Below are 22,155 nucleotides of genomic sequence, written 5' to 3' on the forward strand. Positions count from 1 at the left end.
AAAAAATCCGGTAAATGACGTTTTTCGACGGGTTTGATGCCGCTTTGGACCTTGCTCCGCCACAGGCCGTCTAGGATTCTGTAGGGGACCGTGTCTACTAACAACAACACCGGAGTGGCCGCCATGAAAACCGTCGCAGAAGTGCTCAAAGCCAAGGACCAGAAGAATCAGGAGGTCCATGTCATCAAACACGACCACACCGTGTTTGAAGCACTGGTCCGGATGTCGGAGAAAAACGTCGGAGCCTTGCCGGTCGTCAAGGACGGTGTCGTGGTAGGCATCATCAGTGAACGGGATTACGCACGGAAAATCATGCTCAAGGGGCTGTCGTCGGTCACCACCAAAGTCCATGAGGTGATGAGTTCTCCGGTGATCACTGTCGACACCCATAAAAAGGTCGATGAATGCATGAACATCATGACCGACAGTCACCTGCGCCACTTGCCGGTGGTCGAAGACGGCAAACTGCTGGGGCTGTTGTCCATCGGCGACCTGGTGAAAGAAGCCATTGCCGAACAGGCCGATATGATCAGGCAACTGGAGCAATACATCCGCGGCGAATAGGAAACCCCATGCTCGACACCCTGGAACATCAAGAGGACCACCTCGACACTCTGCACCGGGCCATGGCCGAACGGCGCTTTCTGGTGCTGACCGGTGCGGGAATCAGCACGTCGTCGGGCATACCCGATTACCGCGACAGCGAGGGCGTGCGTCGGGGCAAGGCCCCCATGATGTACCAGGAGTTCCTGGCCACCCCGCAAGCCCGACGCCGGTACTGGGCCAGGGCGATGCTCGGCTGGCCACGGGTACGCATTGCGCAGCCGAACAAGGCGCATCTGGCATTGGCGACACTGCAGGAACGTAAGCGCATCAGCGGGCTGATTACACAAAACGTCGACACTTTGCACGACCAGGCGGGCAGCCAGGGCGTGATCGAGTTGCATGGCAGCCTGCATCGGGTGCTGTGCCTGGACTGCCAACTGCGCAGTGCACGCGATGTGATTCAGCGCCAGATGGAAATCGATAACCCGTATCTCGCGCAGGTGCACGCCGTGCAGGCGCCCGACGGTGATACCCTGCTCGACCCGACCTTTGAAGAGCAATTTCAGGTTCCGCGCTGCCCGCATTGCAACGGCGAGCGGCTGAAACCGGATGTCGTGTTTTTTGGTGAAAACGTTGCGCCAGCCACCGCAGCGCGTGCCATGGCTGCGGTGCAGCACGCCGACGGCTTGCTGGTGGTGGGTTCGTCCCTGATGGCCTATTCGGCCTTTCGTCTGTGCAAGGCGATGGTCGAGCAAGGCAAGCCCGTCATCGCCATCAACCTGGGCAAGACCCGCGCAGATGAGTTGTTGCAGGTGAAGATCGAAGCATCGTGCGAACGGCTATTACCGTTGTTAGTCGAGCGAATGCACTAACGAACACAACTCATCCCAATGTGGGAGCTGGCTTGCCTGCGATTGTGGTGGGCCAGCCAGGTATTTGGTTACGGACACACCGCCATCGCAGGCAAGCCAGCTCCCACAGGTTTTCTGTGTTGAATCCCCCATCGATATCCTGCGACCCAGCGCACAGAAAATGACGCCCAAGTCACGTTTTTCGGCATTCTCCCGTCCCCACAGCACTTTATGTAGTGATCAAAAATAATCACTACATAATCGTTGACGTAACCTTTTTGTCCTTGCATTATCGAGACGTCTCCCGGATCGGGAGCGTTGGTAACAAGCGTTTTGAAAGAGCTCGTCTGACCGCCGAGCTGTTTTTTCCGGATGTGCACTGCCCACAAGGCGGATTGATGAAGCTGACCGGCCCGAAAGGTTCGGTACAAGGAGCTCGAATGCTGCTTGTCTTCGTTATGAAAGCATTGCGTAGCAGTTCATCAGCAAGACTACATGCATCAGGTTCAAGACCCTGCCCGTATTCGGCAGACCTTTACTGACGCCCGGTTTTCGCAACCGGAGACAACTAAAGATGTTTTAACGAACCAACTGATAGATCGCCAACTGGTCAAGGGGCTTACACATGAATCTGAACAACCAACCAACTATCGATGAATTGGCTGAGATGTTCGCAGCGCAGAAAGACACACTCGACGACCATATCCTGTGGATTGGCAAATCGGGCGAAGTCCAAATTGACTGCCTGGAGCCCAATACCCCGGAAGCCGAGTTTGACCGCAACACCCGCGAGCTGGCGGCACGCCTGAGGGTCTACCGTCGCGGCCAGGGCTATGTCGGCAAAAAAGCCGCAGCCGACCGTAACTTTATCGAACAGGTCTTTCACACACTGAATACCGAATGGCAGAACCTCAAAGGCCAGTCGAATGTTAAAGTGATTGATAGATACTGCTGATAACACCGCATTAAACATTTAAGCCCGCTCGTTAATTCGAGCGGGCTTTTTAATATCCAATGCTGATTAACTTTATAACAAAGCGGGAAACCGGCCTTTACTCGCTTCATCACGGAAAATATCAAACAACACCTGCGCTGCCGCAGACAATTCATGCCCAGGTTTGGTCAGTACGCCAATCGGCCGCTCGATCACCGGATCACTCAAGGTGATGCAATGGGCGCCCGCCTCCTCCATCTGCCGAGCACACAAGGCGGGAACGGCGCTCACGCCCAAACCGCTGGCAACCATCTTGCCCACTGTCGCCAGTTGATGGCTTTCCAGCGCGACCGGTAATTTCATCTGCAAAGCGCCCAAATGCTCTTCCAGCATCACCCGCACCGTGGACGGTCGTTGCAGGGTAATGAACGGTTGCTCCAGCAGGGTTTTCCAGTCGATCGCCTCGCACTGCGCCAAGGCCGAATCCCCCGGCACCACGGCGACGAAACGGTCCAGATACAACGGCGTGAATGCCAGGGACGAACCTTCGGACGGCTCGAACGCCACGCCCAGTTCCACCTGCCGGTCGCGAACCATTTCCAGCACCTGCTCGTTGATCAGGTCATGCACCGTCACGTTCACCTGAGGGTAACGTGCGCGGAATATCTTCAGGATCGGTGGCAGCAGGTTTCCCGCAAACGACGGCATTGCTGCCACCGTCACCCGGCCGCGCTGCAAAGTGAAGCGCTGACGCAGTTCATCCTCGGCATTGTCCCAGTCGGCAATCAAACGGCGTGCGAGGGGCAACAGGGATTCACCTTCAGGCGTCAGTGCCACGTTACGTGTGTTACGGCTGAACAGGCGCCCGCCCAGCCCCTCCTCCAGCCCCTTGATGGTCAGGCTCAACGCCGATTGGGAAAGGTGCAAACGCTCGCAGGCCGCAGCGAAACTCAAACTTTGGGCCACGGCCAGAAAGGCCCGCATTTGTTTGACGGTCATGGCGTTGCTCCGGAGGGATTGGACTATGCTGTTTTTTAAATCAATCAACCTTAAAAAACAACTTAACAAATCAATCCTTCAGCGCAACACTCGGATCACTGGCTGGACCACACACAATAAAAGAGGTGCATATGGCAGGTTTTGATAAGCGCGTGGCGTCCTACGAAGAGGCGCTGGCAGGTCTGGAAGACGGTATGACCGTGCTCTCCGGCGGTTTTGGCTTGTGCGGCATTCCGGAAAACCTCATCGCCGAGATCAAACGCAAAGGCACCCGCGATTTGACGGTGGTTTCCAACAACTGCGGCGTCGACGGCTTTGGCTTGGGCGTGCTGCTGGAAGAAAAACAGATCAGCAAAGTGATCGCTTCCTACGTCGGTGAAAACGCCCTGTTCGAGAAGCAATTGCTCAGCGGCGAAATCGAAGTGGTACTGACTCCCCAAGGCACCCTGGCAGAAAAAATGCGCGCAGGAGGCGCCGGCATTCCGGCCTTCTTCACCGCTACCGGCGTCGGCACCCCGGTCGCTGAAGGCAAGGAAACCCGTGAATTCAACGGTCGCCCTTACTTGTTGGAAGAGTCGATCACCGGCGACTTCGCCATCGTCAAAGGCTGGAAAGCCGACCATTTCGGCAACGTCATCTACCGCCACACTGCCCAAAACTTCAACCCGTTGGCCGCCACCGCCGGCAAGATCACCGTGGTTGAAGTCGAGGAAATCGTCGAACCGGGCGAGCTGGACCCGGCGCAGATCCACACCCCTGGCATCTACGTCGACCGGATCATCTGCGGCACGTTCGAGAAGCGCATCGAACAGCGCACCGTGCGCAAATAATCCGCCCCCAGCCCGAACAATAAGGACTCATACAATGGCTCTTACCCGCGAACAAATGGCTCAACGCGTCGCCCGCGAAATGCAGGACGGATTCTACGTCAACCTGGGCATCGGCATCCCGACCCTGGTGGCCAACTACATTCCCGAAGGCATGGAAGTGATGTTGCAATCGGAAAACGGCCTGCTTGGCATGGGCCCGTTTCCTACCGAAGAAACCATCGATGCCGACATGATCAACGCCGGCAAGCAAACCGTAACGGCGCGTATCGGTGCCTCGATTTTCTCCTCGGCCGAATCCTTCGCGATGATCCGTGGCGGCCATGTGGACCTCACCGTGCTCGGCGCATTTGAGGTGGACGTACAAGGCAACATCGCCTCGTGGATGATTCCCGGCAAGCTGGTCAAGGGCATGGGCGGCGCCATGGACCTGGTGGCCGGTGCGGAAAATATCATCGTGATCATGACCCACGCCTCCAAGGACGGTGAGTCCAAGTTGCTCAGCCAATGCAGCTTGCCGCTGACCGGCGCCCACTGCATCAAGCGTGTGTTGACCGACCTCGCGTACCTGGAAATCGAAAATGGCGCTTTTGTCCTCAAGGAACGCGCACCTGGCGTCAGCGTTGAAGAGATTGTGAGCAAGACCGCCGGTAAACTGATCGTCCCGGACCACGTTCCAGAAATGCACTTCCAGTGAGGACAGATTCCATGCAAGACGTCGTGATTGTTGCTGCCACCCGCACCGCCGTGGGCAGCTTCCAGGGTTCGCTGGCGAATATCCCGGCACCGGAACTGGGCGCCGCCGTCATCCGCCGCCTGCTGGAGCAAACCGGCCTGAATCCGGCCGAGGTCGATGAGGTCATCCTCGGCCAGGTGCTCACCGCAGGCAGCGGCCAAAACCCGGCACGCCAGGCCTCGATTCTCGCCGGCCTGCCCCACGCCGTGCCGAGCCTGACCCTGAACAAGGTCTGCGGCTCAGGCCTGAAGGCCCTGCACCTCGGTGCCCAGGCCATCCGCTGCGGCGACGCAGACGTGATCATCGCAGGCGGCATGGAAAACATGAGCCTTGCGCCTTACGTTTTGCCCGCCGCGCGCACCGGTTTGCGCATGGGGCACGCCAAGATGATCGACAGCATGATCACCGACGGCCTGTGGGATGCATTCAACGACTACCACATGGGTATTACTGCCGAGAACCTGGTAGACAAGTACGGTATCAGTCGTGAAGCTCAGGACGCGTTTGCAGCCGCTTCCCAGCAAAAAGCCGCCGCGGCGATTGAGGCTGGGCGCTTTGTGGATGAGATCACCCCAATCCTGATTCCCCAGCGCAAAGGCGATCCGGTCGCCTTCACTGTGGATGAACAGCCACGCGCCGGCACTACAGCCGAATCCCTAGCCAAACTCAAGCCTGCGTTCAAGAAAGACGGCAGCGTCACCGCCGGCAACGCATCCAGCCTCAACGACGGCGCCGCTGCCGTGCTGCTGATGAGTGCCGAGAAGGCCAAGGCCCTCGGCCTGCCGGTACTCGCCCGCATCGCCAGCTACGCCAATGCGGGCGTTGACCCGGCGATCATGGGCATCGGCCCGGTTTCGGCCACCCGCCGGTGCCTGGACAAAGCCGGTTGGAGTTTGGGCGACCTCGACTTGATCGAAGCCAACGAAGCTTTCGCCGCGCAATCCCTGGCCGTGGGCAAAGAGCTTGAGTGGGATGCAGAGAAGGTTAACGTCAATGGTGGCGCGATCGCCATCGGCCACCCGATCGGCGCGTCAGGCTGCCGTGTGCTGGTGACCTTGCTGCATGAAATGATCAAGCGCGATGCCAAAAAAGGCCTGGCGACACTGTGCATCGGCGGCGGTCAGGGTGTAGCCCTCGCCCTCGAACGCAACTGATTCAAAGAGCAACATGGAAAAGGCCCGGTTCCACGAAAACCGGGCCTTTTCTTTGCGTTGTATTATTGCGGAATAAACACAGCTCCACTGTGGGAGCTGTGTTTTCCGTCCACCGATTACAGATGATCAGCTAACGCTTCATGCAACGCTGATAGCGCTCATCCACGCGCTTGGCGAACCACGCAGTAGTGAGGTTACGGGTGATCTTCGGGCTCTTGAGCACAATGCCCGGCAAGATCGCCCGTGACATAGGCTTGCCTGCAGCCTTGTCGGCCAGGGCGAACACACGCTTGTAGAGTGTCGTTTCCTCAAAGTCCAGTTGCTCACCCTGCTCCAACTGACTGCGGATACTCGGGTTGCGCATATCCAGTTTCGACCCCAGGGAGCGCACCGCCAGTTCGGTGGTACCCGGCAACAATGAACCGTAGCGAATCAAATCCCCATCCAGTGCCAGTTCGGTACCTGTAATGCGGCTGACAGCTGCCTGGAACGCAGCATTCCGGCTGGCGTACCAACCGGCATTGAAGTCGGCGAACCGGTACAACGGCTGGTCATAGTTCACCGGGTAACCAAGCAAGTGAGCGATGCCGAAGTACATGCCGCCGCGCCGGGTGAAGACTTCTCGCCGGATTGAGCCATCCACGGTATACGGATAACCCCGGGCCTGTTTTTGTGCAAACTCGATGCTGACCTGCATCGGGCCTGCGGTATGCACCGGGTTGAAGCCGCCGAACAGCGTATTGCCCAGAGGCACCATGCTGATGAAATCATCAAAAATCCCGCTCAGGTCCTTCTCGGTGCGCGCGGCATTCAGGCGGTCGGCGTAAGACTTGCCCGTGGGTGAACGCAATTGCAGCGTGGTGCGCACGACAAAGGCCGGCACATGGACTTTGCCGGCACGTCGCAGGATTTCATCCTGAGCGATCTTGCCCATGTTCGGCACCGGTGGGTCGACCTGATACGTGGACTCTTGCTCGGTCACCGCCAGCACAGCACAGATATTTTCGGTGCCGGGGTAGATTTTTTGCGTGTCGAAAGCAGTGTAGATGTCCTGCGCCCAACCATTACGATCCGAAACCGTGGCGGGTAACAGGCGCACGATCTGCGCCTTCACCTCGGCCTCGCTGCGCTCAGGCTGTTGCGGGCCACGCGTGGTGGAGCATCCGGCCATAACCAGCAAAGTTGCGAGACAAACAATCAGTCGGCTTGAAAACATGGGGCTTCCTTGGGTGGCAACGGGCCGGGCATTGCGGATATCGACAGGTAAGTCTAACCGGGGTTCGCCAACCGGGTGCAGGCGCGACTTACTACCGAACGTAACCGCTGCTGACATTGACTGACCAAACGGACAAAGACCACAGAAACGTCCCACATTCACTGGCGGATTCTGCTGACTTCTTTTCCTCACCCGCCCCTCCAAAGTCTTTCGCCTGATCAATCAGTGCGAGGGACCGCCGATGTGCTACTGCGTTAATACCTTGCCCGTGAGGGCTGCGTTTTGATTCCGGTTATTGCCAGGTTTGTCCTGGTGCCCATGAATGCCAACGCGCCCGATGTTGAAGGCGTCCTTCGTGATTTCAGGGGTTGCCTGAACACTTTTGACGAATGGGCCGAGAGCTTCTGGGGCGGCTCGACACTGGATGTCGAGCAGGTATTCAAAGTGGGAGAAGAGGTTGCGCTTGTCGCGCCGGCCTCCTCCAAGACTCCAAGCCGTACCGTTATCCAGTGCAAAGCCCAAGGCTCGTTGACCCTGGTGCATATGTTCGAAAGCACCCAGTTCGTGCCCATCGGCAATACGCCGGTGATGTTGCAAGCCATCACCACGGACGGCACTCCGACCGGCATGCCCATTCATCGAACCATCGGGCCCAGTGGCATTCTTGAAATTCGGGACTGTACCCGCGACCAGCATTACCAAATCACCTTCTACCCCAACGTTTCCACACATCACATCAAAGCACTGTACGCGTCTTATCAATCGTTGATTGCCGGGCTTGAATTTCGCTTGCGTGATGAGTGGGAAAGGACCTTCAAGGCGCAATGGAAGGACTTTTCAAAAGCCAAACCGCTCAAACGCAGCTTTATGCAGGGTGCCGCGCTTTCAGCCGGGATTTTTCAGGCGCTTTACAACCTTTGGGACAACATCACTCAACTGTTTGACCTGCTGAGGAACATCAAGCCCAACAGCGAGAAATTGCTGCGATACATCTCTCAAGTCGAACTCGATGCACTGCTGAAACTCAGTAGCGACGCGATTGCCCAGGGCTTGCTCATCCTCAGCGATGAGCCGCTGCTGTTCATTTACTTGTCCGCGATGATCAGCTGGATACGCCTGTTACCGCCGCCAGAGATGTATGAATTACTGGGGGAAATCACCGGCGAGATCTTGATCAATCTGTTTCTGATCTGGGCAACCCGTGGCATGGGCCTGCAGATTCGATTAGGTGCACGGGTATTAGGCCATATCAAGTCCGGGCGGGCGCGAAAGTGGCTGGAGATGCTGGCCGATCAGTTTGTCGGCCCCAAGCTGGGAGCGCATGCCAAGACAGTAAAACCGCTGTTGCTCGGCAGTATGGCGACACCGATCAAGGTGATTCCTGATGCGCCTTTGAAGGCTGGCGATAAGGTGATTTCGAATGCCGTTCCGGCGGTTCGAAATAAGCGGGTTCAGCGGACGGCGCTGGTTCGGCAAGAACACATAGACGACGTGCCTGCCTCGGGCAAAAACCCCGCAGGCGACGCCGCTGCGCCGGCCGATAAAACCGTCACTAACGGCTGCCCGGTGTCGATGGTCACCGGCGAGGAACTGCTGACCCTCACCGACGGCACGCTGGACGGCATTTTGCCGTTCGAATGGACGCGACTGTACCGCACCAGTGCCGTGGACATCGATTGTGGCCTGGGGTTTGGCTGGAGCCACTCGCTGGCGCACCGGCTCGCGGTGGCCGGTGATTCGGTGGTGTGGACGGATCACGAAAACCGCATCACCGAGCTTCCACTGCCCACGGATTCCCGCCCGGCGATCACCAATAGCCTGGCTGAGGCGGCGATTTATCTGGGCTCGTCTCCCGATGAGCTGGTGCTGGCCCAGGACTCACGCTTTTATCACTTTCGCGACGGCACGCTGACGGCGATCAGCGATGCGTATGACAACCGCCTCCAGGTTTTGCGGGGTTATTCGGGCCGGGTTGAGCGGCTGGACAACGGCGTCGGGCGATCGCTGTTTCTGCGCTATAAACATGGCCGCATTGTGGCAGTGGAGTATCAGATTCAGCGCGCCGAGGGGCCGGGCGAGTTTGTCTGGAGGACAGAGCAAACCGTCGTTTCCTACGCCTATGACGACGCCGGACGACTGGTTTCGGCGACCAACGCAGCAGGCGAAAGCGAGGTTTACCGGTACGACGACCAGCACGTCATTCTTGAACGCCAACTGGCCGGTGGGGCGAGTTTCTTTTGGGCGTGGGAAAGGTCCGGCAAGGCGGCCCGATGTGTCCGGCATTGGGCCAGTTTTTCGCAGATGGACACGCGTTATGCCTGGGGTGATGACGGCCAGGTCACCGTCCACAACGCCGACGGCAGCACGGAAGTCTACGTGCATGACAGCCGCGCGCGGCTGGTGCAGCGTATCGATCCGGATGGCGCCGAGCATTTCAAATCCTACGACGACAAGGGCCGGCTGACGGTCGAGCAAGACCCGCTGGGCGCGGTGACGGCGTATCAATACGACGACGCCGGGCGCTTGGTGGCGTTGTTTCCCGGCGACGACGAGCCGACTTCCTACGAGCATGACAACGGTTTCGTACGGGTTGTGCGGCGTGGGGAGGCGGCGTGGAAGTACGAGCGTAATGATCAGGGCGATGTCACGCGCAAGATCGATCCTGATGGCAGCGTTACCGACTACAGCTACAACAAATACGGGCAGTTGACCGGCGTTTGGTACCCCGACCACAGCTGTCATCGGTTGGTGTGGAATGAGCGTGGGCAGTTGGTTGAGGAACAGCTGCCCAATGGTGGGGTCAGGCGGTATCGCTATGACGATTTGGGGCGGCAGGTTGGGCGGGAGGATGAATACGGCGCGCTGACGCAGTACCAGCTGAACAGTGTGGGCCGGCTGATTCGTGTGGTTCTGCCGGGTGGTACGACGCGGGAATACAGCTACAACCCCTACGGAAAAATCACCGCCGAACGCGATGAGCTGGGGCATGTCACCCGCTACGAATACGGCGACGGCCTGCACCTGATCAGCCGCCGCATCAACGCGGACGGCACCCAGGTCAAGTATCGCTACGACAACACTCGGTTGCTGCTGACCGAGATTGAAAACGAAGTCGGCGAAACCTATCGCCTGAATTACCACCCCAACGGCCTGATCCAGCAGGAAACCGGCTTTGACGGCCAGCGCACCGCCTACCTCTACGACCTCAACGGCAACCTGCAGGAAAAAACCGAACACGGCGACGATGGCAGTCAGCTGGTTACCCGCTACACGCGAGACCACGCCGGCCGCCTTGTCAGAAAAACCCTCCCCGATGGCAAAACCGTCGATTACACCTACGACCGCCAAGGCAACCTCCTCGGCGTCAACGACGGCCACTGGGCGCTGGCCTACGAGTACGACAGTCAAAATCGCCTCACCGCCGAACACCAGGGCTGGGGCACCCTGCGCTATGGCTACGACGCCTGCGGCCAACTGAAAAACCTGCGCCTGCCGGACAATAACCGGCTCACCTTCCACCACGGAAAAGGCGGCGACCTCAGTACCGTCGACCTGAACGGCACTCCGCTCACCTCCCACCTGTTCAAGGCAGGCCGCGAGCGCCAGCGCCAGCAAGGCCAGCTCATCAGCCACTACGGCTACGACGAACAAAACCGCCTGCACGCCCACGCCGTCACTCAGCAGAGACATGATCTCTATGAGCGCCACTACCACTACGACAAAACCGGCAACCTCAGCCGCATCCTCGACACCCGCAAGGGCGAACGTCGTTACCAATACGACCCCCTCGCCCGCCTGACCCGCGTCGATCACACACAAGACGGACAGGAACGCTTCGGCCACGACCCGGCGGGCAACCTGCTGATGCAGGACCGCCCCGGCCCGGACATCGTGGCGGGCAATCGGCTGGCGATACAGGGGGATCATCATTACGACTATGACGCGTTCGGCAATCTGATCCGCGAACGGCGCGGGCGTGAACATCGGTTAATCACCGAATACCGCTACGACTGCCAACACCGGCTGATCGGCATCACCCGACCAGACGGCCAAACCGCCAGTTACAGATACGACCCGTTCGGCCGACGCATCAGCAAAACCGTCGACGGCAAAACCACCGAATTTTTCTGGCAAGGCGACAAACTCATCGCCGAACACCACGCCGATCGCCATCGCAGCTATATCTACGAACCCGACAGCTTCCGCCCGCTGGCCCTGCTCGACGGCTTCGGCCCAAAAGCCACCCAGCCTTTCTATTACCAGCTAGACCACCTCGGCACCCCACAGGAACTCACCGCCCCCAACGGTGAAATCGTCTGGTCCGCCCACTACAAGGCCTACGGCAAAATCAGCCGGTTGGACGTCGGAAAAATCGACAACCCGCTGCGCTTCCAGGGCCAATACTTCGACCCCGAAAGCGGCCTGCACTACAACCGCCATCGCTACTACAATCCGGATCTGGGCCGTTACCTGACACCGGATCCGGTGAAGCTGGCGGGTGGGATCAATGCGTATCGGTACGTGCCTAATCCTACGGGGTGGGTGGATCCGCTGGGGTTGAGCGCAAACTGCCCACCGAAAGGTAGGAAAAATCTAGAATGTGACAGACCTGAAGAACTTTATGCTCCGGAGGTTTCAAGGAATGGTGCTTTCAAACAAGCTAAAGCCGACGCGGGAATTCCGCGCACGCAACACCCTGACCCGGCATTTGACCCTAGATTGGGGAAAACAAGACAATATTCATTGGTTTCTATGAGGGACAAGCAAAATAATGAAGTTGTAAATGAGCGAGGCATGCCAGTAATGACGCGAGAGTATGAATTCACTCGCGCCAACGGCACTAAAGTGTTGATTCAAGATCACGGTGCTGGACATAAATTCTTTGCACCTGAAGGACATGGCGATCAACCACCACATTTCAATCTTCGACCAAAAGAAAGGCCAAAAAATGGCAAATTAGAGGGTGCCAAAGATCACTACTACTTTCGAGGTAAAACATGAAATTTTGGAACGAACTAGAGAACGCTATTTTTTTTAACAAGGTATTTACCTACCCAGTAGAAATAGGAAAAATAACACTTTTCTCTGTAACTATTGACAATGACAGACCCAATATCGGTTTAGGGTTCGATATTTCCGAGCTTCCTGACGCACCACCAAAGAAGTGGGTTACGGAAGGATTCAATACATGCCGGATAGGCTTGGACTGCGGAGGACTCAGCGATATAAAAATTATTAATGTTCCTACCGACGAACCGCTGAGAATGGTGATAACCAAATACGAAAACTTTTATCACTTACAAGCCAACTCCAAAACATCAGCCATTGAATTCAGAGCCAAGTATATTTCGCTTTGCGGCCCCTCTGTATATATCAATGATCCGGACTCAGCTTGCTATTAACACAAGAAGATGCGCACATAGTCTGATTAACCCAAGCTAGTTAGATTATGTTCGTGCCAAAAGGGCATGCAAATACTTCAATCCCGAAAGCGGCCTGCACTACAACCGCCACCGCTACTACAATCCGAATCTGGGTCGCTACGTGACGCCGGATTCGCTCAAGCTGGCCGGTAGGGTCAATGCTTACCAGTACGTGCCTAACCCTACGGAATAGGTGGATCCGCCGGGTTTACCTTGCGTCTGAAAACTGCGCTCAATAACGCGCCAAAAACATTTGAGATGTTTAATCCCGAAGTGGACTTGGACTGGCGAATACAGAGCGGCAGCAGTTACGAAAAAAGTGCATGAGGGGATTAGATGAATCCTTCCGTAGAACAGGCATTTCCAAAGACGAATTCAGCGTATCCAAATGGGATAAAGATCGAAATGGATCGAAATGAAAAGTCATTTCCTACAGAGTGGCGCGTACAAAGGGGTCCAAATAGAGGGGCTGAGGTGAATATTGACGACCCAATGCTTGTTCCAAGTAAAGAAGGCCAAAAATCACCACATATTGGTTATCAAACACCAGGAAAGAGAGCTGGCGGAGGTGCCAGGAGAGGTCACATACTTCTCGAGCTGGTACCCGTCAGTCGAGCAAAAATAGGTATTCCCTGATGAATTATCTGGAAGAGGAAATAAACGAAGCCTTCATTGCATTGAAAATCGACTCCAGGCAGTTAGCGGCTAAAGAGCTCATCATTTTAATAAAGGCCTTGACCAAAACGTTCTTTCAATCAGAAAGCAACATCCTGGACCCGGTAGAACTGAATGAAAAAAATACAGAGCACAACCCTAACTTTTGGAAGGAAGTACACCAGCGCATTCACGAAAAAGATTTGATCCTGCTGGTATTCGACTCAACGTACAGCGCCTGGGAGATAAAAAGCTCAGAACATCTCGTATCGATCCTGGGCGAAACAACCGGCTTTCCATTCTGGGTAACCGACAGCAATCTCACATTCCTGGTGCATATGGATGATCACGACTGTGTGATTTGGGCGTAACGGCTTTGCCTTCTATACCCAGCAGCCTCTCCAATCTGAAAAGCCCACCCGCTTTCGGACTGCTCAACAGCCCCAAAGCGAGCAGGGCTCAATCAAATCCCCGCCACCGCCAAATCCATCGCAAAGTACGTAAAAATCAAATCCGCACCCGCACGCTTGATCGACCCCAACGTCTCACGCACTACCCGGGCCTCATCAATCGCTCCCGCCTGGGCGCCGAACTTGATCATCGCGTATTCACCACTGACCTGATACGCCGCCACCGGCAGGCGCGAAGCCTCACGAATATCGCGGATGATGTCGAGGTAAGCACCGGCCGGCTTGACCATCAGCGCATCGGCGCCTTCCTGTTCGTCGAGCAAGGATTCGCGCACGGCTTCGCGGCGGTTCATCGGGTTCATCTGGTAGCTTTTGCGGTCGCCCTTCAGGGCGCTGCCGCCGGCTTCGCGGAACGGGCCGTAGAGGGCCGAGGCGAATTTGGTGGAGTAGGCCATGATCGGAATATGGGTGAAGCCGGCATCATCCAGAGCGCGCCGGATTGCCTGGACCTGGCCGTCCATGGCGGCCGAAGGCGCGATCACGTCGGCACCGGCGCGGGCGGCTGCCACGGCTTGTTTGCCGAGGTTGATCAACGTGGCGTCATTGTCGACATGGGCGCCGTGCATCACGCCACAGTGGCCGTGATCGGTGTATTCGCAAAAGCAGGTGTCGGACATCACGATCATTTCCGGCACGGCGTCCTTGATGATCGAGGACATGCGCGAAACCAGGCCACGTTCTTTCCAGGTGTCACTGCCACTGGCGTCCAGGTGGTGGGACACACCAAAGGTCATCACCGATTTGATGCCGGCGCGGGCGTAGCGCTCGATCTCTGCGGCCAGTTTCTTTTCAGGAATTCGCTGCACGCCGGGCATGCTGGTGATCGGCACGAAATCATCGATTTCTTCTTCGACAAAAATCGGCAGTACCAGGTCGTTGAGGGTAAATTCGGTTTCCTGAAACAGGCCCCGCAGCTCCGGGGAGCGGCGCAGGCGGCGTGGTCGGGCTTGAGGGAACTGGCTGGTCATGGCGGTCCTGGAAAATGGGAAAATATTTGGGGCGAAAGCTTATGCCCACCGGCCCACACAGCACAAACGCCAGGGGGCCAACAGTGTATTGCGCAGCTCGTAACAATTCATTGATCTAGAGCTGTACACGCCCTTCGATGCACATCGCCACCGCGCCACCTATCCAGATTTCATCGCCTTGACGCTCGACGTGCAGGCGCCCCGCTCGTCCAATCGCCGTGCCCTGGCTGACCACATAGCGGTCGGGTGCCAGGCCCTGCGCCAGCAACCATTGGGCGATACCGGCATTCAGGCTACCGGTGGCGGGGTCTTCCTGGGCGCCATCACCGGCGATGAAAGCGCGGACTTCAAAGTGCGTATCCACACCGTCACGGGCCGGATCACACGGGGCGATCACGCCCACGGCCAAACCGTGCAGTTGCGAGTAATCGGGACGTACTCCCAGCACGCACTCACGATCCGTGAGCATCAACGCCAGCCAACCCGCACCATTGTCGACCCACTGGCTCCGCACAATGGCTTCGGGCGGCAAGCCCAACGCCAGGCGCACGCGTTCCAGCAACGGCGCCTCCACCGCACCGGAACGCAATAAAGGTGGCGCTATAAATGCCAATTGCTCGCCTTGGCGACGGATGCGCACCAAACCGATTTCACACTCCTGAATAATCTCGTCACCTTTGGGCACGCCTCCGGCTTGCAACCAGGCCTGGCAACTGCCCAGTGTCGGATGCCCGGCGAATGGCAGTTCTTTAAGCGTGGTGAAAATTCGTACCCGGTAGTCGGCCCGCGGATCACGTGGCGTCAGCAAAAACGTGGTTTCACTGAGGTTGGTCCAATTGGCGAAGTCGGCCATTTGCTGATCGTTCAGGCGGTCCGCGCCAAGCACCACCGCCAGCGGGTTGCCCTTAAGCGCGACGGAGCTGAAAACATCCAGTTGCTTGAAATCGAAAGTCGACATGCGTTAACCCGGAATACTCAAGCCACGAATCACCGCCGGGCGTGCGACAAAACTGTCCAGCACGCGCAGCACGTTAGGGAAGTCGGCAATGCCCACCAGATCACCGGACTCGTAAAATCCGATCAGGTTGCGAATCCACGGGAACGTCGCGATGTCGGCGATGCTGTAATCGTCGCCCATGATCCAGGTGCGGCCCAAAAGACGCTTTTCCAGCACTTCCAGCAAACGTCGGGACTCGGCCACATAGCGGTCGCGCGGGCGCTTATCCTCGTAGGCCTTGCCGGCAAACTTGTTGAAAAACCCCACCTGGCCGAACATCGGGCCGATACCGGCCATCTGGAACATCAGCCACTGCAGGGTCTCGTAGCGAGATGCAGGATCTTCAGGGAGCAACTGGCTGGTTTTTTCCGCCAGATAAATCAGGATCGCTCCGGACTCAAACAACGCCAGAGGCTGGCCGCTCGGACCATTCGGGTCAATGATCGCGGGGATTTTGTTGTTGGGGTTCAACGACAAAAACTCCGGGGACAATTGGTCCTGAGTCTCGAAACTGACCTTGTGTGCCTCGTAAGGCAGGCCCAGCTCCTCAAGCATGATCGAGACTTTGACACCGTTCGGCGTAGGCAACGAATACAGCTGCAAACGCTCCGGGTGCTGGGCGGGCCATTTGCTGTTAATCGGGAAGGCTGCGAGTGCGTTCATCGGAAAGTCCCCTGAGCATAAAGCCACCATCATAGCCACCTGCCCGGCGTCCTGCATGGGTCATCAATACGCAACATGGCTGCGCTAATGTGCCGCGCAGGCGAACCAAAGAGCCAATGTGGACTCTTAAGTGCGTTATTACGGTGAAAGGAGACACCTGGTTACAACGACACGGAAAACCACAGGACGCAGCAAGCGTCACTGGGGCCGGGCCTGTCCGCCCTCACTCGAAGCACGAAGACTCGAACCTATAATGACGATCAAGCCTCTGTGCCTTGCGCAACGACTCAAACGCTATTCCTACATCCTTTTGCCGGTGCTACTGGTCGGCGGCGCAATCGGACTGACCCTCGAAGCGCGCACCAGCAGCGCCGGGCCGGTAGACGGCGTGCAAACCCTGGTATTCCTGCGCCACGGTGAGAAACCTGTCGGCGGCCTGGGCCAACTGAACTGTCAGGGCCTGAACCGCGCGATGAACCTGGCCACTGTGTTGCCGGAAAAATTCGGCAAGGCCAACTACGTGTTTGCCGCGAACCCTACGCGCAATGTCGAGGAAGGTGAGCACGACAATTCCTACAGCTACATTCGCCCACTGATGACCATCAGCCCCAGTGCAATCAAGCTCGGCCTGCCGGTGAACATCAACTTCTCCGCCAACGACACCAGCGCCCTCGCTGACGAACTGGTCGAAGACAAGTACCACAACGCAACCATCTACACCGCTTGGTCTCATGGTTACTTGCCGGAACTGATCAACAAGGTAGCCAGTGAAGCATCCGGCGAGAAGCACACCATTACCGACGACTGGTCCGGCAGTGACTACGATTCGCTGTATGTGCTGACGCTGACCTGGCACGACGGCAAGGCTTCGCTGCTGAGCCGCAACTACAAGCAGGGCCTGGACAACGGTCAGCAGACCTGCCCCGACGCGACCCAAGTCAGTTCAGATATCTGAAACAACAAAGGCCGGCTGTGCTCGGGAAAGCACAGCCGGCCTTTTGGTTTCTGCCGTTACTGCCTGGCAGCCAGCAAACGCTGGTGACGATTGCGTCGCGCGATGTTCAGGCACTCGATCGCTGCCGAGAACGCCATCGCCGCATACACGTAGCCTTTTGGCACATGGGCACCGAAGCCTTCGGCGATCAACGTCATGCCGATCATGATCAGGAAGCCCAGGGCCAGCATTACCACGGTCGGGTTATCGTGGATGAACTTGGCCAGTGGCTCAGCCGCTACCAGCATCACGATGACCGAGACCACCACGGCGATGATCATGATCGGCAAGTGTTCCGTCATGCCCACGGCAGTGATGATGCTGTCGATGGAGAACACCAGGTCGAGCAACAGAATCTGACCAATCGCCGCAGCAAAGCCGATGGTGACGGTATTGCTGACACTTGCCTTCTCTTCAGGCTCCGGGTCCATGCTGTGATGAATTTCAGTGGTCGCCTTCCACACCAGGAACAGGCCGCCGGCGATCAGGATCATGTCTTTCCACGAAAACGCCTGGCCGAAGACTTCAAACACCGGCGCCGTCAGTTGCACGATGAACGCGATGGTACTCAACAGGCCCAGACGCAGGACCAACGCCATGCTGATACCGATGCGCCGTGCCTTGGCCCGGTGCTTTTCAGGCAATTTGTTGGTGAGGATCGAGATAAAGATCAGGTTGTCGATGCCCAGCACGATTTCCATGACGATCAAGGTCGCCAGGGCAATCCACGCGGTGGGGCTGGCGGCCAGTTGTAAAAGGTAGTCCATAGGTCAGTCCTGACGTGGTGATGCTTGGGAATTAGGTTTCTTTGGTGTCGGATTCAGAGGCGTTGCCGGCTTCTTCGTCCTTCTTCTCAGGGTTTATCAGACCCTGGGTCGCTTCACTCAATGCCTGCTCGGCAGCCTTGTGCGTGTCATCGATGGCCTGTTTGGCCGACTCGGTGGCCTTGCCCAACACTTGTTGCGCGCTTTTTTCCACCTGATCACAACCACTGATCATCACTAATGAAAGCGCAAGCAGCGAGGCCGCGCCCAGGGAATTGAGTTTCATGATGTCTTCCTCGTTAGAACCTTTGGGTCCAAATAGTGGCCCCTCGATAGCGAGGCATTCTATGCAGGCGAACAGTTCAGGAAAATTCGTATTTTTCTCGCGTATACTTCGATTTTTACGAAGTGTAGACGGTCATGCTCAATTATCGACAACTGCATTACTTTTGGGTGGTCGCCAAGACGGGCAGCATCGTGCGCGCCTGTGAGCAATTGAACCTCACCCCCCAGACCATCAGTGGGCAGATCAGCCTGCTGGAGCAAACCTACGGCATTGCACTGTTCCAACGTGTAGGGCGCCAGCTTGAACTGACCGAAGCCGGGCGTCAGGCCTTGCCCTATGCAGAGCAGATGTTCCAGACCGGCAACGAATTGGAGGCGATGCTGCGTGCGCAACCCGACGAACAGCAGATCCTGTTCCGGGTCGGCGTAGCGGATGTGGTGCCCAAATCCATCGTCTATCGATTGATTGCGCCGACCATGGAGTTAAGCGAACCGATCCGGATCACCTGCCGCGAAGACAAACTCGAACGCCTGCTGGCGGATCTTGCGATCCAGCGCCTGGACCTGGTGATCTCGGACAGCCCGATGCCTACGCACCTGGACATCAAAGGCTACAGCCAGAAGCTGGGGGAATGCGGTATCAGCTTCTTCGCCACTCAAGCATTGGCTGACAGATACAAAGGCAACTTCCCACAATGTTTGCAGGGTGCGCCGCTGTTGATTCCGGGAGCAGAAACGGTGGTGCGCAGCCGTTTGCAGCGCTGGTTTGCCGAGCAGCAGATTCAGCCAAAGATCATCGGCGAGTTCGACGACAGTGCCTTGATGCAGGCATTCGGCCAGTCCGGCAGCGGGGTCTTCATCGCCCCCAGCGTGATCGCTGATGAAGTGGTGCGCCAGTACGGCGTGGTGCTGATTGGCCAGACCGATGCAGTCACCGAGTCGTTCTATGCGATCTCGGTGGAACGCAAGGTCAAGCACCCGGGCATCGTGGCGATTACCGAAGGGGCTCGACGGGAACTGTTTACCACCCTGCCCTGACGGCTCAGGCGCTGGGCGCGACCGGTTGCTTGGCGGTCATCAGCACAGCGCCAGCAGAATTGCCACCAGAATGAATCCGGACGCCGCAAACCCCAGGCTGCCCAGGCCGAGCGTGTCGATCACATGCCCGCCCACCAGGGCGCCCAAGCCAATCCCCAGGTTGCCGCCGGCAATGTTCAGCGATGCCGCGAATGCCGGCGCGTGAGGTGCTGCTTTCATCAGACGCACATGGCTGACCAGGAACAGCGCCGCCTGGGTCACACCCCACACAGCCATGGCCGCCGCCAGGCCGATCGTAGAGTGAATCGCCGGCACCAGTGCCACCATGCCTGCGATCATGAACCCGCAAAACACCATGGACGCCATCAACGGATGGCGATCCACCGCACGCCCGCCGAGGGAGTTGCCGATCAGGCCGACGGCGCCAAAGCCCATCAGGCACCAGCCCACCAGCGTGCCGTCGAAACCGGCCAGGCGCTCAAGGATATCTGCCAAATAGGTGTAGGCCGTGAACATGCCGCTGAACACCAGGATCGACAGCAGAATATGACCTTGCATCAGCGGGTTGCGCAGGATCTTGAATTGCGCACGCAGCGTCACTTGATCATTTTTCGGCGTTGTCACCGGCAGGTAGATCAACAGCAGCAACGCCTTGGCGAGGGCCACCACCGCCAAGATGGCAAATGCGGTGCGCCAGCCGAACAGGTCGGAGATCAGCGTGCCCACCGGAATGCCAAACACCGTAGCGCAGACAATGCCAAAGCCGATCTTCTCGATGGCACGCCCGGCATATTCCGGGCCGACGATATCCACTGCCGTCTCACTGGCCAACGCCCAGAACACCGGCAGACCCAGAGCCGGAATCAAGCGAGCCAAGGCCATCACCCAGATATTCGGCGCCAGTGCCGCCACCGTATTGGCCACGCCGAACATGATCAGAATGGAGATGAACAGGCGCTTGCGTGGGAAACGCGCGAAGTACGCTGTCAGAAAAGGGCCGAAGGCGGCCACGGTAAAGGCGAACAACGTCACCAGCAACCCGGCTTGGGACACGCTGACATTCAGGTCCCGGGCGATCGACGGCAACAGGCCGACGATGACGAACTCTGTGGTCAGCACGGTAAAACCGGCGGCCGACAGCAGCAGGATGGGGAACAACATAAAAACTCCGCAAACGACGACATCAACGATTGCCCGAGGGGCCCGCTGACGAACAGGAAAGATGAGAGGCAGGAATCTTAACAGAGTGTGTCCGGCTTTGGCCAAAGCCTACAAACGCGGGTGACGGAATGCCGCACCAAACGGGACACTTCCTACAGCATGTTAGACTTTGCGCCTGCTCCCCAAAGCGCCTTCTGCCTGCACTGTTGCGCTCTACCAAAAAAACCAGAGACACCTGTTTATGACTGCTGCCCCTTCCCTCTTTCAACGCCTGACACGCGTCAGCCTGGTCACGCAAATCATCATTGGCCTGATCGCCGGCATTCTGCTTGCCCTGCTGTTACCCGAAGCGGCCAAGGCCACCGGGTTTATCGGCAAGGTGTTTGTCGCCGCGCTCAAAGGCGTGGCGCCAATTCTGGTGTTTGTGCTGGTGATGGCGTCAATCGCCAACCACAAGCACGGCCAGCAAACTCACATCAAACCGATCCTGTTCCTTTACCTGCTGGGCACCTTCGCCGCCGCCGTCGTTGCGGTGGTTGCCAGCATGCTGTTCCCCTCGACGCTGGTGCTCGCCACCCACGACGCCACCATCACCGCCCCCGGCGGGATTGGCGAAGTCCTGCAAAGCCTGCTGCTCAGCGTGGTCGACAACCCCGTCAATGCGCTGGTGAATGCCAACTTTATCGGCATTCTGGCCTGGGCCATCGGCATGGGTGTTGCCATTCGCCATGCCGGTGAGACCACGCGCACGGTGCTCGATGACCTGTCCAACGGCGTGACGCTGATCGTGCGCGTGGTCATCCGCTTTGCGCCCCTGGGCATCTTCGGCCTGGTGGCTTCGACCCTGGCCACGTCCGGCTTCGGCGCCCTGCTCGGCTACATGCACCTGCTGCTGGTGCTGCTCGGTTGCATGCTGTTCGTGGCGCTGGTGATGAACCCGGCCATCGTCTTCTGGAAACTGCGCCGCAACCCCTACCCGCTGGTGTTGATGTGCCTGCGTGAAAGTGGCATCACCGCGTTCTTTACCCGCAGCTCGGCGGCGAATATCCCGGTCAACCTGGCGCTGAGCAAACGCCTGGGTCTGCATGAAGACACCTATTCGGTATCGATCCCGCTTGGCGCCACCATCAACATGGCCGGCGCGGCGATCACCATCACCGTGCTGACCCTGGCGGCCGTGCATACGCTGGGCATCAGCGTGGACCTGCCCACCGCCGTGCTGCTCAGCGTGGTCGCGGCCATCTGTGCCTGCGGTGCCTCCGGGGTGGCGGGTGGTTCGCTGCTGCTGATTCCGCTGGCGTGCAGCCTGTTCGGTATTCCCAGTGAAATCGCCATGCAGGTGGTGGCCGTCGGTTTCATTATCGGTGTGCTGCAGGACTCGGCCGAAACGGCGCTGAATTCGTCCACCGACGTCATATTTACGGCGGCAGCTTGCCTGGACAAAGGCCCGCAGACGCACTGACCTGTAAAAAGGC

General features: G+C 57.8%; 21 protein-coding genes and 1 pseudogene. 14 read left to right on the top strand and 8 right to left on the bottom strand.

What is annotated here, in order from left to right; all coding sequences use genetic code 11:
- Window positions 1–123: 123 nt before the first annotated feature.
- From ATI14_RS26470 to ATI14_RS26480, 3 genes are all read left to right on the top strand, one after another.
- A complete protein-coding gene (locus ATI14_RS26470) occupies window positions 124–564 on the top strand; it encodes a CBS domain-containing protein (protein WP_016973437.1) in 441 nt (146 codons plus the stop codon).
- Between the two features lie 8 nt (window positions 565–572).
- Window positions 573–1,418, top strand: coding sequence for an NAD-dependent protein deacetylase (locus tag ATI14_RS26475; protein WP_016973438.1), 846 nt, complete (start codon window positions 573–575; stop codon window positions 1,416–1,418).
- 604 nt (window positions 1,419–2,022) lie between these two features.
- On the top strand, window positions 2,023–2,352 hold the full coding sequence (locus tag ATI14_RS26480) for a hypothetical protein (protein WP_016973439.1): 330 nt from the start codon (window positions 2,023–2,025) through the stop codon (window positions 2,350–2,352).
- 72 nt (window positions 2,353–2,424) lie between these two features.
- Here the strand turns inward: ATI14_RS26480 and ATI14_RS26485 are convergent, their stop codons facing one another.
- Complete coding sequence (locus ATI14_RS26485; RefSeq protein WP_016973440.1) at window positions 2,425–3,330, bottom strand: LysR family transcriptional regulator; 906 nt, start codon at window positions 3,328–3,330, stop codon at window positions 2,425–2,427.
- 131 nt (window positions 3,331–3,461) lie between these two features.
- Here ATI14_RS26485 and ATI14_RS26490 point away from each other — a divergent pair, with 131 nt between their 5' ends.
- The 3 genes from ATI14_RS26490 to ATI14_RS26500 are packed head-to-tail and all read left to right on the top strand — an operon-like array spanning window position 3,462 to window position 6,047.
- Window positions 3,462–4,160, top strand: a complete 699-nt coding sequence (locus tag ATI14_RS26490; RefSeq protein ID WP_016973441.1) for a CoA transferase subunit A — start codon at window positions 3,462–3,464, stop codon at window positions 4,158–4,160.
- 34 nt (window positions 4,161–4,194) lie between these two features.
- On the top strand, window positions 4,195–4,854 hold the full coding sequence (locus tag ATI14_RS26495; protein WP_010211320.1) for a CoA transferase subunit B: 660 nt from the start codon (window positions 4,195–4,197) through the stop codon (window positions 4,852–4,854).
- 11 nt (window positions 4,855–4,865) lie between these two features.
- Window positions 4,866–6,047, top strand: a complete 1,182-nt coding sequence (locus ATI14_RS26500; protein WP_016973442.1) for an acetyl-CoA C-acetyltransferase — start codon at window positions 4,866–4,868, stop codon at window positions 6,045–6,047.
- Window positions 6,048–6,177: 130 nt separating this feature from the next.
- Here ATI14_RS26500 and ATI14_RS26505 read toward each other — a convergent pair whose 3' ends face one another.
- Window positions 6,178–7,263, bottom strand: a complete 1,086-nt coding sequence (locus ATI14_RS26505; RefSeq protein ID WP_016973443.1) for a DUF1615 domain-containing protein — start codon at window positions 7,261–7,263, stop codon at window positions 6,178–6,180.
- A 282-nt stretch (window positions 7,264–7,545) separates the two neighbouring features.
- Between ATI14_RS26505 and ATI14_RS26510 the strand changes: the two genes are divergently transcribed.
- The 5 genes and pseudogenes from ATI14_RS26510 (at window position 7,546) to ATI14_RS26525 (ending at window position 13,711) form a co-directional block, all read left to right on the top strand.
- On the top strand, window positions 7,546–12,264 hold the full coding sequence (locus tag ATI14_RS26510) for an RHS repeat-associated core domain-containing protein (protein ID WP_100831522.1): 4,719 nt from the start codon (window positions 7,546–7,548) through the stop codon (window positions 12,262–12,264).
- The gene (locus tag ATI14_RS26515; protein ID WP_080520462.1) at window positions 12,261–12,665 is read left to right on the top strand and encodes an Imm50 family immunity protein; all 405 of its coding nucleotides are present in this window, start codon (window positions 12,261–12,263) and stop codon (window positions 12,663–12,665) included. Before ATI14_RS26510 ends, ATI14_RS26515 begins: the two co-directional genes overlap by 4 nt.
- A gap of 70 nt (window positions 12,666–12,735) precedes the next feature.
- Window positions 12,736–12,873, top strand: a pseudogene (locus tag ATI14_RS32030) (RHS repeat-associated core domain-containing protein); the annotation flags it as partial.
- Between the two features lie 149 nt (window positions 12,874–13,022).
- The gene (locus ATI14_RS31275; protein WP_196775050.1) at window positions 13,023–13,322 is read left to right on the top strand and encodes a polymorphic toxin type 47 domain-containing protein; all 300 of its coding nucleotides are present in this window, start codon (window positions 13,023–13,025) and stop codon (window positions 13,320–13,322) included.
- Complete coding sequence (locus tag ATI14_RS26525; protein WP_016974647.1) at window positions 13,322–13,711, top strand: hypothetical protein; 390 nt, start codon at window positions 13,322–13,324, stop codon at window positions 13,709–13,711. Before ATI14_RS31275 ends, ATI14_RS26525 begins: the two co-directional genes overlap by 1 nt.
- A gap of 92 nt (window positions 13,712–13,803) precedes the next feature.
- Here ATI14_RS26525 and hemB read toward each other — a convergent pair whose 3' ends face one another.
- The 3 genes from hemB to ATI14_RS26540 form a co-directional block, all read right to left on the bottom strand.
- Window positions 13,804–14,778 carry a porphobilinogen synthase gene (gene hemB / locus ATI14_RS26530; RefSeq protein WP_080520461.1) on the bottom strand — a complete coding sequence of 325 codons (975 nt, stop codon included), beginning with the start codon at window positions 14,776–14,778 and terminating at the stop codon, window positions 13,804–13,806.
- A gap of 115 nt (window positions 14,779–14,893) precedes the next feature.
- Window positions 14,894–15,736, bottom strand: a complete 843-nt coding sequence (locus tag ATI14_RS26535; protein WP_016972078.1) for a PhzF family phenazine biosynthesis protein — start codon at window positions 15,734–15,736, stop codon at window positions 14,894–14,896.
- 3 nt (window positions 15,737–15,739) lie between these two features.
- Complete coding sequence (locus ATI14_RS26540) at window positions 15,740–16,438, bottom strand: glutathione S-transferase N-terminal domain-containing protein (RefSeq protein ID WP_026083363.1); 699 nt, start codon at window positions 16,436–16,438, stop codon at window positions 15,740–15,742.
- Window positions 16,439–16,691: 253 nt separating this feature from the next.
- On the opposite strand from ATI14_RS26540, the gene ATI14_RS26545 reads away from it, so the two are divergent.
- Window positions 16,692–17,393 carry a hypothetical protein gene (locus tag ATI14_RS26545; protein ID WP_016972076.1) on the top strand — a complete coding sequence of 234 codons (702 nt, stop codon included), beginning with the start codon at window positions 16,692–16,694 and terminating at the stop codon, window positions 17,391–17,393.
- Window positions 17,394–17,449: 56 nt separating this feature from the next.
- On the opposite strand, the gene ATI14_RS26550 is transcribed toward ATI14_RS26545, so the two are convergent.
- Together ATI14_RS26550 and ATI14_RS26555 are read right to left on the bottom strand one after the other, a co-directional pair.
- Window positions 17,450–18,199 (bottom strand): TerC family protein, encoded by a 750-nt coding sequence (locus ATI14_RS26550; protein ID WP_016972075.1) that lies wholly within the window; start codon window positions 18,197–18,199, stop codon window positions 17,450–17,452.
- A gap of 31 nt (window positions 18,200–18,230) precedes the next feature.
- Window positions 18,231–18,482 carry a hypothetical protein gene (locus ATI14_RS26555; protein WP_016972074.1) on the bottom strand — a complete coding sequence of 84 codons (252 nt, stop codon included), beginning with the start codon at window positions 18,480–18,482 and terminating at the stop codon, window positions 18,231–18,233.
- Between the two features lie 134 nt (window positions 18,483–18,616).
- Between ATI14_RS26555 and nhaR the strand changes: the two genes are divergently transcribed.
- On the top strand, window positions 18,617–19,519 hold the full coding sequence (gene nhaR / locus ATI14_RS26560; RefSeq protein ID WP_016972073.1) for a transcriptional activator NhaR: 903 nt from the start codon (window positions 18,617–18,619) through the stop codon (window positions 19,517–19,519).
- 39 nt (window positions 19,520–19,558) lie between these two features.
- On the opposite strand, the gene ATI14_RS26565 is transcribed toward nhaR, so the two are convergent.
- Complete coding sequence (locus tag ATI14_RS26565) at window positions 19,559–20,680, bottom strand: MFS transporter (protein WP_080520460.1); 1,122 nt, start codon at window positions 20,678–20,680, stop codon at window positions 19,559–19,561.
- A 241-nt stretch (window positions 20,681–20,921) separates the two neighbouring features.
- Between ATI14_RS26565 and sstT the strand changes: the two genes are divergently transcribed.
- Window positions 20,922–22,142: a serine/threonine transporter SstT gene (sstT, locus tag ATI14_RS26570; protein ID WP_016972071.1), complete on the top strand. Its 1,221-nt coding sequence runs from the start codon at window positions 20,922–20,924 to the stop codon at window positions 22,140–22,142.
- Window positions 22,143–22,155 lie beyond the last annotated feature (13 nt).

The sequence above is a fragment of the Pseudomonas tolaasii NCPPB 2192 genome (genome assembly GCF_002813445.1).
In the GTDB taxonomy this organism is placed as follows: domain Bacteria; phylum Pseudomonadota; class Gammaproteobacteria; order Pseudomonadales; family Pseudomonadaceae; genus Aquipseudomonas; species Aquipseudomonas tolaasii.